The organism is Pseudoalteromonas sp. SG43-4, assembly GCF_014164325.1.
GTDB classification, from domain to species: domain Bacteria; phylum Pseudomonadota; class Gammaproteobacteria; order Enterobacterales; family Alteromonadaceae; genus Pseudoalteromonas; species Pseudoalteromonas distincta.
Genome location: NZ_JACJFB010000005.1, coordinates 1 through 13,579, shown reverse-complemented (window position 1 = coordinate 13,579; position 13,579 = coordinate 1). Strand labels below are relative to the sequence as shown.

Below are 13,579 nucleotides of genomic sequence, written 5' to 3'. Positions count from 1 at the left end.
TCGTGTCCTCACTTTAAAGTTAAACTATGCGTAATAACTGATCTTGACGCTCGTCAATTTCTTCAGCTGTTTTCATTAATTTCACTTGTAATTCAAATTGGCGCTGGTGGCTTATCATGTCGACCATTTCGTGAACCGGATTCACATTCGACATTTCAAGCGAACCACTTAAAACTTTTACATTGGCAGAGGTATCTACTGTTACATTTGCTTTTGGTCTAAATAAACCGTCGTTACCTTTTTCGAGCTGTGAGCTATTTGCTTCAACAACTCTAAGCGTGTCGATTTCTTCTAAAAAGTTAGCAGGAGCGCCTTGTGGTCGAACTTGAATAGCGCCATCTTGGCTAAACCCTATTTTTTCGACTGGGACGGGTAAAATAACAGGTCCCCCTTCGCCAATAACTTGACGACCGTGGCTGGTTACGAGCATGCCTTGAGCAGTAATGTTTAACGTACCCACTTTTGTGTAAGCTTCATTACCGGAGGCATCTTGCACAGCAAGCCATGCGTTATCGCTCATTGCGATATCTAAGTCTCGCCCGGTTTGAACAATGCCACCCGATACCATGTTAGAACCCGGACGCTCTTGCATTGAAAATACACGTGTAGGCAAACCTTCGCCAAACGCTTGCATAGAACGCGCCTGCGCAAAGTCAGCTTTAAAACCCGTTGTATTTGCATTTGCCAAATTATTGGCTTTTAAAGCAAGCCCTTGTAGGCTTTGCTTAGCGCCAGAGGCCGCAATGTAGACCATTTTGTCCATAGTATCGACTCACATAAAAAATCTCTGAACTTACAAATGCAAAATAGATGCCAGATTAAATTTGACGCAACATTGAGAGGTATTTAGAAGGGCTTGCAAAGAGGACTTATAAAAAAGGCTGCAAAAATGCAGCCTAATATATTTAATGGGGTTTAGCTTATCGAATCTGCAAAATACTTTGCTGAATAGTTGAGTTAACTTCAAGCGCACGTGAGTTTGCTTGGTAATTACGCTGTGCAGTAATTAAGTCTACAAGCTCGTTTGTAAGATTAGTATTTGATTGCTCAAGGGCTGATGAGTTAATTCCACCAAACGTACCCGAACCGGCTTCACCCGCTACAGGTTCACCTGAATCAATACTTTGCTTCCAGCTTGTATCACCCACTTGTGATAACCCTTGTGAGTTAGGAAAACGCACCATAGCCACTTGCCCTAGGAATGTTGAGTCACCGTTACTGTAAGAAGCGACAATTTTACCGTCTGTTCCTATATCAATTCCGGCTAAACGACCTACTGTTGAGCCATCTTGATCGAGTGCTTTTACTTCAAAACCACTTGAATACTGAGTTGGGATACGTCCAGCCGTGTTATTTTCATCGCGCCAGTTAAGCTCAATACCAGTACCTGGGAAAGTTGCACCATTGTCTAGTAATGTTGATAAACCAGCACCAGAACCCGCTGGTAGTAATATTTCATCAAAAGTAGTTGTATTTGTATTTGCCACACCACCTGTTGTTGATGGTAAACCACTTGAGTCAAAACCTAGGGTGGTCAGTGGTGTATAAGGTGTCGTTGTTTGTTCTCCACCAGTTGTGCCATCAACTACTTTGCCATCGAGAGTTGCATATACTTTCCAACTGTTATCTATACCACCTGCTGCGGCATCATCTTCTTTGGCAAAAAAGTATTGTAAAATGTGAGGTTCACCTAGTGAATCATATACTGTTGTTGACGTAGATGAGTTATAAGTACCACTGGATGTAGGGTCAAAATCTAGACCTGTTGGATCCGCCGTTGCATCTAAGTTAAACGACAAAAATACATTTTCGGTTGCGCGAGGAGAACCAGACGAATCAGGGATTTGAATTGGATCAGTTGTGCTCAAACTTACCGACGTTGTATCACCTGTAGATGAGTCAACAGGGAATGCTTGTAAAAAGTTACCTTTTGCGTCAACCATAAAGTTATCTTGGTTAAGCTTAAATGCACCTGCACGTGTATATGTTAAATCTTGCGAAGATAAATCGTCAGTCATCGCAAAATAACCTTCACCAGTGATTGCTAAATCAAGTGAGTTATTTGTAAATTGTAGTGAGCCTTGATGAAACTGCTGCGCAACCATGGTTGTTTGCACACCGTCACCATTTTTAGTCTTACCAGAGCTAAATACTGACGATGCATAAACATCGGCAAACTCAGCGCGTGACTCTTTAAAACCTGTGGTATTAACGTTTGCAATGTTATTTGCAGTTACGTCTAAATCTTTTTGTGCGGCAGCTAAGCCAGTTAATGCAATATTGAAGCTCATAATTCACCTCTAACCTGTTAATATTTAGCCTGCTGACAGGCGAAGTATAATTAAAATTTATTACGCGATTTCTGCGACGTCTGTCAGCCTAACCGCACCTTCTTTAGTGTTAATAATAATGCCACTTGAGCCATTAATATTAACGCTTTCAATGTTCTTGAACGTAGCAATGGGTAAGCTTGAAAATTCACCGTCAGTACTTCCTTCGGCGGTTACTGAATATTCACCTTCAGGTAAACGCTCACCAGCTTCATTTTTGCCATCCCACGCAAAACGTACCGCACCTGCTGGCTGAGAACCCATATCAATAGTTCTTACTAGCTGACCTGATGCATCAGTAACTTTAATTTTTAAGTTATCAACGGCTTCTTCTGCCACTGCAGAGCCTCTGGCATCACCTGTTTCATTTAAATCCAGGGTGTTTGACTCTAGTAAAGCTTGTTTGCCTACAAGTGTAGATGCTTGCAGTGCTGAATTAGATGTCATTGAAGAGGCTAAAGATTCAAAATTAGTATTTAAATCTGTAATCCCTTGCGCCATCGTAAAGCTAGTCATTTGAGCAATCATTTGGTCATTATCCGCAGGGTTACTGGGATCCTGATACGATAATTGCTGAGTTAACAAAGAGAAAAAGTCTTCTTGTGTTAACGCATCACTCTCATTATCACTGGTAGCAACTTGTTGCTCTTGCCAGCGTATAGAGTCTAAATAGGATGAAGATGTACTAATATCGTTACTCATAACCTACCCTCGGTTACCGCTGCCCTAGCAACAGTGTTTTACTTAGCATTTGCTTAGCTGCATCAGCAACTTGCACGTTTGTTTGGTAAGAACGAGAGGCAGAAATCATATTTGCCATCTCCTCTACAACATTAACGTTGGGTTTATAGATATAGCCATTTTCATCCGCACTTGGATGGTTTGGGTTATATTCAATTTGTAATGGTGCATCGCTTTCAACAATGCCCAAAACTTTAACACCAACTGCGGAGCCCTGCTGGTTACTTACTGATGCTGAAGCCTTTGTTAGCTCAGCCGCAAATACAGGTTGGCGCGCTCGGTACGTTTTGTCTTGAGATGAACTAATGGTGTTAGCATTAGAAATATTACTAGCTGTAGTATTTAAGCGAACGTTTTGTGCGCTCATACCCGAACCTGCAATATCGAAAACATTATATAAACTCATAATTTTTATCCTTGACTACCGAGAGCTTTATTCAGGCCTTTAAATTTGCCACTTAAAAATTGCAAGCTGGCCTGATACTCCATAGCATTCTGTGTATACAAGTTTCGTTCCACTTGTATATCAACCGAGTTACCATCACCAGTATCTGATTGATTTGGCAAACGAAATAATTCTGAACTGCCCATACTATGAGTACCTCCACCAATGTGTTTATCATTAGTTCTTACCATAGTATTGCCGCTTTGCTGGGTTGACCTTGCCGCTTTTAATGCAGAGGCAAAATCAATATCTTTTGCTTTATAGCCAGGCGTATCAGCGTTAGCTATATTAGTTGCAATTAATTCTGCTCGCTGTGAACGGATCAACATGGCTTGCGGATGCACACCTAATGCTTTATCAAAACTGATAGCCATAACCTTCTCCAAAAAATTGACTTACCCATTAATAAAGCAAAAAATAAGCCATTAATATTAGGGAGTGCTATATTTTTATAAGGCTATGTATCTAAATAGAAAAACGACGCTAGGTGCGTCGTTTTAGGGAAGGAAGTTAGCTTAATTACTTCTTTTGGTAAATAATACCAGGGTTGCACCTAACCATATCAAATTCAGTGCTTAGCCCAGTTAGGGACTCTGACGCGCCTAAAAATAGGTAACCGTTTGGATTTAACGCTTGTGCAAACTGGTTAATAATTTTAGCTTTTATTTCAGGCGCAAAATAAATTAGTACATTTCGGCAAAAAATAATATCAAACTTGCCCATTAACGCGTAAGAATCAAGCAGATTTAAATGCCTAAAACTAACTTGTTTTTTTATTGTATCGTTTACTTGTGCCATACCGTTGCCGCTGTCTTTAAAAAACTTTTTACGACGCTCTGCAGATAACCCTCTGGCGAGTGCCAGCGCGTCATACTCTGCATTTTTACACATATCAAGCATGGTATTAGATATGTCGGTACCGATAATTTGTGCCCCCATACGAAGCACACCTGGTTGCTTAGCATTAAATTCAGCAACCGACATAGCTATTGAATAAGGTTCTTGGCCTGACGAACTGGCAGCAGACCAAATTTTTAAAGGCCTTCTTAAATCTTTAAATTCAGGGAAAAGCTTGTTTTGGAGCAACTCAAATGGGTATTGATCTCTAAACCACAAAGTTTCGTTGGTGGTCATTGCATCAACCACAGCGGCTCTTAATTGCCGCTCGTGAGGCCCGAGAGTTTTACTAACCAATTCCGATAAAGATCCCACATTAAATCGAGTCATTAACGGAGCAAGTCGGCTTTTAACTAAATACTGTTTATTTTCACCTAAAACAATGCCGCATTGCTGCTCTAAAAACGAACGAAACTGGTCGTATTCACTTTGCTGCAAATCTTTATTATTCAAGTTAGTAGCACCTATTTTTGTTAATCACAATGAACCCACTTTTTAACCGCTGTTGCTAATTCATCTGGGTTAAATTTAGCAATAAAGTCATCTGCCCCTACTTTTTCAATCATCGCTTGGTTAAAAACACCACTCAAAGAGGTATGCAAAATAACATGCAAAGGTGCAAGTTTGGGATCTGCTTTTATTTCAGCTGTTAAGGTATAGCCGTCCATTTCAGGCATTTCAACGTCTGAGATAAGTAATGCTACTCGCTCTGTAATATCATTTTTACAATCAAGCTCTGCTATTTCTTTAAGCCTAATTAAAGCTTCCTTACCATTTTTAGCAAGCTCTGTTTGAACACCTAGCGGCTCTAAGGCTCGTTTAACTTGATTACGGGCAACAGCAGAGTCATCTGCAATAAATACGATACGTTCGCCTAAATCTCTTTGAATATCGCCACTTTGTGCAACTTCAGCACTTACTTCTGTGTTTACTGGACAAATTTCGTTGAGAATTTTTTCTACATCGAGAATCTCGACTAATTCATTTTCGATTTCGGTCACTGCCGTTAAATATGAATAACGTCCGGCGCCTGATGGCGGTGGCATTATTTTTTCCCAATTCATATTTACAATACGTTCAACTCCGCCCACTAAAAACCCTTGCACAGAGCGATTGTATTCAGCAATGATTATAAAGCTGTCTTTAATGTTGTCGATTGGGCGCCCACCTACAGCCATTGATAAATCAATAACCGAAATGGTTTGACCACGAATATGTGCAACACCACGAATATACGGATTAGATTTTGGCATGCTTGTTAGTGGAGGGCATTGCAGCACTTCTCTCACTTTAAATACATTAATACCAAAACGCTGACGCCCTCTGAGCTTAAATAAAAGTAATTCTAGGCGGTTCTGCCCAACCAACTGTGTGCGTTGGTTTACTGAGTCTAAAATGCCTGCCATTCAAATCTCCTAAAGAAAACAAATAATACGGAACGATAATTGCTTTCTATTTATAAAGCTACATAACATCGCGGGTGCGTCTACTTTTTGACGCAAAATATTTATACCCTGTTTGAAACCATAAGCATAGTCGAAACATTATGAGTTTGTTAAAAAAAATCAGAAGATACAGTGTTTTTTATTTTGTTACTAGCTTGTGCTTTGTATTCCCTTTGCAAGCTAAAGTGTTTAGTAAAGATTTATTACAAGACATAGCCGTTGCTTACATAGCTAAGCAAATTGGTACATTACAAAATACTAATACTCAATTAAGTGCTCTGCCTTTAGACAGTCGCATTCCTGATCGTGTCTGTAATACAGAGCTTGAATTATCAACATCCGATGAGCCACCATTTAACCGCCAAGTAACCTTACAAGCCAAGTGCAATGATGCTCAAACGTGGGCTCAATACGTTCATGTAAGAGTTGTTGAAATGGCCCCAGTTGTTGTTGCCACTGCTAATTTAACCCGCGGTGAAGTAATAACTAAGTCGCATTTAAGTATTGAAATGAAACCAACTCACTTTGTACGAATACAGTACTTAGATGATCCCACAATGCTAATAGGCAGCAGAAGTAAACGAAATATTAGAAGTGGTATGCCAGTATTACTAAACCAAATTTGTATGGTGTGCAAAGGTGACTCTGTTAATATTTACGCTAATCTCAGAGGCCTTAGAATTAAAACCACAGGTATTGCTTTAGAAGACGGTACTTTGGGCGAACAGATACAAATAAAAAACAAAAAATCAGGTAAAGTTTTAAATGCGCGAGTAGATGGTGTAGAGTCTGTTCAAGTGAATATTTAATTTAGATTTATACTAAAGTATCCCACGTATATGCCGATAACATGGCATAAGTTGGGTAATATACGGGTTTATTATTATGGTTAATCAAGTTAATGGCAGTAATCAACAAGCTAATGCGCTTACAAATGCAAAGCAGCAACAAGTTGATTTAAAAAAAGATAACGCAAATACACAAGCTGCTCAGGCCCCTTCGCCAAAAGCTGCTAGTGATTCTGTAAGTTTAACGCCGCAGGCACAGCAATTAAAAACGCTTCAAGATAAAGCGCAGCAATCGCCTGGCTTTGACAGCGATAAAGTTGCTGAGCTAAAAAAAGCAATAACTGAAGGTAAATACCAAGTGGATAGTGAAAAGCTTGCTAAAAACTTAGCTGATTTTGAGTTTAACGTGTATGGCTGATCATAATAGTTTAATTAGCGTAAAGCTGAACCAACAAGTAAGTTGTTTAGACTCTTTACATACGCTATTAAACGATGAGCTTACTGCTATTGCCTCACGACGTGGTGCTGGTTTAAAAGAAATTGCCCAACAAAAAATGTCTTTTTTAACTAAGCTAAGCACTCTAGATAAAGAGCTAAGTAAGCTAATTGCCAGTAACGATTCACAAAATCCTGAAATATCTGAGCTAATAAGCCAAGTTAAAACTCAACTTGCACAATGCCAAAAACAAAATAATGTTAATGCTCATGCTGCCCGTCAAGCACAACTTAGTGTTAAACAATTAAAAGAGATATTAATTGGCGCACCAACGTCAATGACCTACGACCAAGCCGGTAAATCTGTAAATACCGAGAGTAAACTGGTTCGTAATTTAAAAGCGTAAGCCCAAAATTTTACATTAAAAAAGCCTTATTGATTTATCAATAAGGCTTTTTTAATGTCCTTGTCTCGTCCTGAAATGTGTTTACACATTTAGGATTTATTATGACCAAGTCAAATAATATCAATTTGCTTAATAATGTAAGCCCCCTTAAAAAATAATTAAGAGGGCTTTATTGATATTAAATATCCGTTTGATTATTACTACTTTCAATTAAGTGTTTAATCATCTCTTCCGATTGATTTTGTACATCAACCGCAGGTGCTGCTGCATCAATGCTTCCTCCACTTTGAGCTGGAGTATAAGCAATTGCAGAGCCTTCATCCTCAACCAGTGTATTTAGCGCTATAAGCTGCTCTGCATCTTCATCAATGATTACGTCATTAATATTAAGCGGCTCCGCCGAACTCATTTGCACCGTTTGCTCAGGTGTTGATAGACCACTCAAGTTACCTAAATCAATCGTTTCAGTGCTTAATACGTTGCTGCTTGAAACCTCATTAGGGGTTGTATCGCCTAATGAAGATTCTTCACTAAATAATGCAGGGATTGTATCGCCAGAAGCAGCGCTTGCTCCATTAACGTAAATATTTCCCGTACCTTCTATTGCGTTGTCAGTATTTTTGATTAAGTAGTTTCCAACTTCATCTACAGTTACAAAGTAGAATTGCTCTCCTCCACCTATGTTTAGATTGAGTAAATTTAGAAAGCCTCCCCAATTTCCATTGCTATCAGAAGTAAAACTTCCTGCATTATCTAGTACATCTAAATCTAGACCGAGTAAATTAACACCCAATAATGAAGAGCCAATAATATACACTTCAGTATCTGGTTCTGTTGTTCCTTCAACTGATGGGAGTAAAAGACCTAATGCTGATCTAAAATCAGTAACCTCAAAACCTATTGGCGTGGTATCAATAACCAATCCAGATATACTACCGCTTGAAGTTGTATTACCTGATGTATCAGTTGCTACGGCTGTTACTGTGTACTCCCCATCAGCTAAGTCAGTATTAGCTGTAGCACTCCATACACCCGATGCATTAACAGTTTTTATTAATACAATACTTTCAGTTGGACCATTAAAGGTAACAGTTACAGACTCACCTGGAGCGGCAGTCCCCGTAACAAGCGGTGTTTGATCTGCGGTTAGCTCTAACCCCGAGTCAATTGTAATACCTGAGTCAATTGCGCTACTTGATGATTGCGTACCGATATTACCTGCACCATCAGCAATGCTTACATCTACGCTGTAGTTGCCCTCAGGAAGTACTTCTGCTGATGTCACACTCCACGTCCCATCAGCTCCAACTGTTGTTTGAACATTGTGAGTGGCACCAGCTGAATCAGTAAACATAACTATAACCGCTGCACCTGCAAAGCTTCCAGTAACTGACCCCGTAACAGTAGGCGTTGTATCTTGCCCTACCAATATTGGATCTATGACTACAGTTGGCGCTGTGTAGTCTGTGCTTGAAACCATAGTATCGCTTGATGAGTTACCCGCAGCATCACTCACTGTCGCAGTAGCACTAAAACCACCTTCACTAAGCGCGGTGGTAGCTGTTACTGACCATGTGCCATTTCCTGAAACTTGAGCGGTAATAGTTTGTGAATCGTTATTAGCATCAGTAATAACAACACTCACATTTGTACCTGCTGGTGCATCACTTATACCTGTTATAGTCGGTAGCGGGTTATTGGTTACAGATAATTGATCAACTTCAACTGTTGGTGGTGTTAAATCAATTATTCCACCAAGACTTGTAGAGCTTGAAAGCCCTAAGTCTTCAACTGTAGCACTTACAGTAAAGGCGCCTTCAGCTAATGGTGTTGTAGGTATTAGAGTCCACATACCTGCTATAGCCGTTGTATTATAAGTGGTAGCGGTACCGTCACTGTCAGTAATAACGACTTCTACATTACCGTTTATTACATCGGTAGTACCACTAATAGTAGGGGTTGTATCGCTTGTATCTATTATTGGATTGATTAGTAGGCTCGGTAAAGTGGTACTAACAGTGCCAGTTTGCGTTACTGTGGCTATATTTCCAGCATCATCAATACTAATAGCTTCTATGGTTAAATCGCCCTCAGCAAGTAAAGGGGTAACAACAAACCACGTGCCATCTCCTAATACCGTTGTGGTAACTTCATAAAGTGTGTTTGTAGAGTCGGTAACATTAACCGTAATTAAGCTACCTATTTCTTCGTCACTGGTGCCAGTAATAGTAGGCGTTAATGTATTAAGTACACCAAAGGCGTCTATTTCTAACGATGGCGGTATGGTATCAATCGTCACTTGCTCAGTAACAGACTGGCCTACATTACCCGCAGCATCAGTAATACTTGCGAATACACTATATATACCATCAGGTAGACTAGTGGTTACTAATGACCACGTGCCATCGCTACCAACAAGGGCATCAAATACTGTTGCGTTCCCGTTACTATCTATCACAGTTACATCAATGTCTGTGCCTTGAGCTTCTTCAGAAGTACCAGAAATAGTTAGAATGTCAGTATTGCTGATGCTCAACGGTAAAATATCTACCACAGGTACTAACGTATCAACAACAAACTCGAGCGTTTGTGTTACTACATTGCCGGCATCATCAGTGATACTGACGTTGGCAACATGCTGTCCTTCAGTCAGCGCATCAACTTCCAGTGAAAATAGCCCTGCTGCATTCACTGTTGTTGTTAGTACTGAGCCTCCATCCAGCTGAATCTCTACCACACCATTAATTAAATCGCTAGTCCCTTGAATAATTGGAGTAGAATCTGACGTTGTACCAATCACTTGCAAATTAAGCGTTGGCGAGATGGTATCTACTACACTGCTTATAAGCTGTGTAGCTGTTATTCCGACTTCACTTAATACATTTACAGTTACAGTAAACACGCCCTGAGCAAGTGATTGAGGAACCTGTACAGCCCATGAATTATCTGCCTGCACTATGGCAACCAAATCTTGTGCTATGTTATCGCTATCTACCACTCTCACTAGCACTTCTGTGCCTGGGGCTTGGTCGGTCGTACCGCTAATTATTGGTAAATCTCCCTCGCCAGTTACAAAGTCAACCACCGCATTAAGTAACGGCGTTGAAGCATCTACATCTGCAGTTGTAATAGTGGTGGTGTTACCCGCTTCATCAGTTGCAGAGGCTTCAACAACCGATAAGCCAATAATATTAACCGCTAGGCCTAATAACACCCAATCGCCATTGGCATCAGTTGTTACATCGTATGTTAAGTTAGCCAAATCACCTGCTAATTCTAAATTAACAGTGACTGTTTTACCTTCACCTAAATCAGAAGTACCAGATAAAGATACAAGCTGCCCTAACACGAACGAAGGCACAATAGTAAGCTCTGGCCCTACTGTATCTACTTCGCCACCCGTTTTACTATCAACAGAGGTATTTCCTGCGCTATCAGTAATCGTTGCCGAAACACTGTAAACACCTTCTGCTAATACGTTGTCTGCAGCGGCTTGCCAGTCTCCATTAGCATCCGTTTGAACGGTAATTTGATGCGATGCGCCAGCTGAGTCCGTAAACGTAACTATAACGTTTGTATTTGGCTCGTTTGATGTGCCACTAATTAATGGAGTGCCATCTTGAGTTAGTATTAATGAACTTTGATCAATACTAATTTCGGGAGCAATTGTATCAATAGTTGCTGTATCTGTTGCGTCCCCGGTATTACCCGCGCTGTCAGTAACAAATACTTCAACTGAATAATCTCCTTGTGAAAGAGAACTACTTGCCTCTACAGACCATATACCACCCGTTTGAACAGTTGTATTTACAGTATGCTTATTCCCGAGTGCATCGGTAAATACCACAGCAACAGCATCACCCACATTGGCACCTGTCACACCTCCAGAAATACCCGGGGTTAGGTCTGTACTTCCAACAATATCGTTAATGGTCACAACAGGTGCTGTTATATCAACTTCCCCTGTAATACTTGTGTTTACAGGATTACCTGCAGTATCTGTTGTTGAAGCTAAAACCGTGTAAGTGCCCTCGCTCAACTCTGTACTTGCAGCGACTGACCATGTGCCATTTGCACCAACAGTAGCATTAACCGTTTGCTCTACACCTAAGCTATCTGTAATTAAAATAGCGACTATGGCGCCTTGTGGAGCTGTAGTTGTGCCTGAAATTGTTGGCGTTGTATCATTTGAAATTGTAAGCGGTGTAATATTAAGGGCTGGTGGAGTTAAATCGATAACACCGCTACCTGTTGTATTACTCGTTAAGCCTCCTTCAGTTACACTTGCCGAAACAGTAAATTCACCTTCAGGTAGAATATCTGTCGCATCAACACTCCAAATCCCACCTACCACAGTTGTAGTTACAGTATGTGAAACGTTATTAACGTCAGTTATAACAACCGTGATTTCTGTGTTATCTGCCGCACTACTTGTGCCTGATATTGCTGGTGTTTGATCGTTTGTATCAATAATTGTATTAATATTAATTGTAGGCGCATTGGTATTTAACATTGCGGTACTATTTGCAACTGATTCATTCCCTGCGGCATCAGTAACACTTGCAGAAACTGCAACTTCACCATCAGTCAGTGCATCTGTAATATCTACAGTCCAAGCACCACCTGCACCAACAACAGTTGTGTAAGTCTCGGTACTATCTGCATCGGTCACAGTTACTGTAATACTCGTGTTTTCAGGTTCATTGGATGTGCCTGAAATAGTTGGCGTGCTGTCATTAATTGTACCTAATGCGTTTATAGTAATACTTGGTGCTTGAGTATCAATAAAGCTCGAGCCTGTATCCACTCCTTGATTGCCAGCATCATCGGTAATACTTACCTCTACATCATAATTGCCATCTGGCAAGCTTGGCGCCGTAACTTGCCAATCGCCGTTAGCATCAACTATTGCGGTTAAAGTATGTATATCACCGTTTTTATCTGTAATAACTATATCGACCACCGTATTCTGTGGTTCAGTTGAAGTACCACTTATAATTGGTGTATTAGTGTTAAATACAGTTGTGTCATTAAGTACAATAACAGGTACTTGGGTATCAATTATTAAATCAATAGTCGTGCTGCTGGTATTATTAGCATCATCGGTAACACTTACTTGAGCCGTATAATCACCATCAACAAGTGCTACGGGGACATCTACTTGCCAATTGCCATCAATACCCACTGTTGCTGTTAGTGTTTGACCGCCGATAAGGATGGTTACATCAGCACCAATCTCATTACTCGTGCCTGAAATTGTAGGGGTTGTATCTATTGTCGCGTTAACTTCGTTCACAATTAATGAAGGAGCAACGCTATCTATTTCACCTTGAGCCTGCTGCGTTGTTAAATTACCAACACTGTCTCTAACCTCTGCAACAACAGTGTATTGACCTTGCGCTAGCTCTGCAGGTACAGCAACAGACCAGTCGCCACCGGCTTGAACTGTCGCAGTAAACGCTTGGCTTTCTCCTTCACTATCAGTCACGGTTATATTAATTACAGTGCCTTGCCCCATATCGGTGGTGCCGCTAATTACTGGCGTACTGTCATTAGATAAAGCATCAACACTAACGGTTAGTTCTGGCGCTACGTTATCAAAATCAAGCGTATTGATTGTTCTGACATTACCAGCGGCATCCGTTGCACTGGCAGTCACATAGGCAAGGTTTAGTAAAGGTACTGTTATGTTTGCAAGCCCCCAGGTACCATCAGGATTTGTCGTTGCTGTATAAGTTGCGCCAACTAACCCACCAACTAGGTACTCTGTAATAGTGATTACAGAGCCTCCTGGTAAATCAGAATCCCCCGAAAGAGAAACTAAATTACCTAATAAAAACGATGGAATAATTTCAAGTTCAGGAGCAGTTACGTCTACTTCGCCACTGTCTGTACCTGTACCTGTGTTGCCCGCTGCATCAGTGATGCTGGCGCTAACGCTATAATTCCCTTCGGCTAATGTGCCTGTTGGTGTCGCACTCCAGTTACCATTGGCATCGGTTTGTACATCAATGCTTTGAGTAGCATTTGCTGCATCTGTAAACGTCACCGTGATGGTGCTGTTAGGTGCATCACTGGTGCCTGTCACAGT

General features: G+C 40.7%; 11 protein-coding genes. 3 read left to right on the top strand and 8 right to left on the bottom strand.

The genetic code is table 11. The features are described from left to right. Positions 1–19: 19 nt before the first annotated feature. The 7 genes from H5160_RS06340 to H5160_RS06310 form a co-directional block, all read right to left on the bottom strand. Positions 20–763: a flagellar basal body rod protein FlgF gene (locus tag H5160_RS06340; protein ID WP_024589964.1), complete on the bottom strand. Its 744-nt coding sequence runs from the start codon at positions 761–763 to the stop codon at positions 20–22. Positions 764–920: 157 nt separating this feature from the next. Beyond that, entirely contained in the window at positions 921–2,291 is a 1,371-nt protein-coding gene (gene flgE / locus H5160_RS06335) for a flagellar hook protein FlgE (protein ID WP_182695488.1), read from the bottom strand. 60 nt (positions 2,292–2,351) lie between these two features. Next, complete coding sequence (locus H5160_RS06330) at positions 2,352–3,032, bottom strand: flagellar hook assembly protein FlgD (protein WP_002959427.1); 681 nt, start codon at positions 3,030–3,032, stop codon at positions 2,352–2,354. Between the two features lie 13 nt (positions 3,033–3,045). Next, positions 3,046–3,477, bottom strand: coding sequence for a flagellar basal body rod protein FlgC (gene flgC / locus H5160_RS06325; protein WP_002959429.1), 432 nt, complete (start codon positions 3,475–3,477; stop codon positions 3,046–3,048). 5 nt (positions 3,478–3,482) lie between these two features. Further along, positions 3,483–3,890, bottom strand: coding sequence for a flagellar basal body rod protein FlgB (gene flgB, locus H5160_RS06320; protein WP_182737090.1), 408 nt, complete (start codon positions 3,888–3,890; stop codon positions 3,483–3,485). A 145-nt stretch (positions 3,891–4,035) separates the two neighbouring features. Beyond that, complete coding sequence (locus H5160_RS06315) at positions 4,036–4,866, bottom strand: protein-glutamate O-methyltransferase CheR (protein ID WP_138488696.1); 831 nt, start codon at positions 4,864–4,866, stop codon at positions 4,036–4,038. A gap of 20 nt (positions 4,867–4,886) precedes the next feature. Continuing rightward, the gene (locus tag H5160_RS06310; protein ID WP_002959434.1) at positions 4,887–5,819 is read right to left on the bottom strand and encodes a chemotaxis protein CheV; all 933 of its coding nucleotides are present in this window, start codon (positions 5,817–5,819) and stop codon (positions 4,887–4,889) included. A 140-nt stretch (positions 5,820–5,959) separates the two neighbouring features. On the opposite strand from H5160_RS06310, the gene flgA reads away from it, so the two are divergent. The 3 genes from flgA (at position 5,960) to flgN (ending at position 7,488) form a co-directional block, all read left to right on the top strand. Then, positions 5,960–6,667: a flagellar basal body P-ring formation chaperone FlgA gene (gene flgA / locus H5160_RS06305; RefSeq protein WP_182737089.1), complete on the top strand. Its 708-nt coding sequence runs from the start codon at positions 5,960–5,962 to the stop codon at positions 6,665–6,667. Between the two features lie 76 nt (positions 6,668–6,743). Then, positions 6,744–7,064: a flagellar biosynthesis anti-sigma factor FlgM gene (gene flgM, locus H5160_RS06300; RefSeq protein WP_002959436.1), complete on the top strand. Its 321-nt coding sequence runs from the start codon at positions 6,744–6,746 to the stop codon at positions 7,062–7,064. Beyond that, positions 7,057–7,488, top strand: a complete 432-nt coding sequence (flgN, locus tag H5160_RS06295) for a flagellar protein FlgN (protein ID WP_024595784.1) — start codon at positions 7,057–7,059, stop codon at positions 7,486–7,488. Before flgM ends, flgN begins: the two co-directional genes overlap by 8 nt. A 178-nt stretch (positions 7,489–7,666) precedes the next feature. On the opposite strand, the gene H5160_RS06290 is transcribed toward flgN, so the two are convergent. Continuing rightward, positions 7,667–13,576, bottom strand: coding sequence for an Ig-like domain-containing protein (locus tag H5160_RS06290; RefSeq protein ID WP_310736668.1), 5,910 nt, complete (start codon positions 13,574–13,576; stop codon positions 7,667–7,669). Positions 13,577–13,579 lie beyond the last annotated feature (3 nt).

Bases quoted from the DNA above. Each gene is read 5' to 3' on its own strand.
- H5160_RS06330 (WP_002959427.1), bottom strand. From the start codon at position 3,032: ATGAGTAACGATATTAGTACATCTTCATCCTATTTAGACTCTATACGC.
- H5160_RS06340 (WP_024589964.1), bottom strand. From the start codon at position 763: ATGGACAAAATGGTCTACATTGCGGCCTCTGGCGCTAAGCAAAGCCTA.
- H5160_RS06310 (WP_002959434.1), bottom strand. From the start codon at position 5,819: ATGGCAGGCATTTTAGACTCAGTAAACCAACGCACACAGTTGGTTGGG.
- flgA (WP_182737089.1), top strand. From the start codon at position 5,960: ATGAGTTTGTTAAAAAAAATCAGAAGATACAGTGTTTTTTATTTTGTT.
- flgC (WP_002959429.1), bottom strand. From the start codon at position 3,477: ATGAGTTTATATAATGTTTTCGATATTGCAGGTTCGGGTATGAGCGCA.
- flgN (WP_024595784.1), top strand. From the start codon at position 7,057: ATGGCTGATCATAATAGTTTAATTAGCGTAAAGCTGAACCAACAAGTA.
- flgE (WP_182695488.1), bottom strand. From the start codon at position 2,291: ATGAGCTTCAATATTGCATTAACTGGCTTAGCTGCCGCACAAAAAGAT.
- flgM (WP_002959436.1), top strand. From the start codon at position 6,744: ATGGTTAATCAAGTTAATGGCAGTAATCAACAAGCTAATGCGCTTACA.
- flgB (WP_182737090.1), bottom strand. From the start codon at position 3,890: ATGGCTATCAGTTTTGATAAAGCATTAGGTGTGCATCCGCAAGCCATG.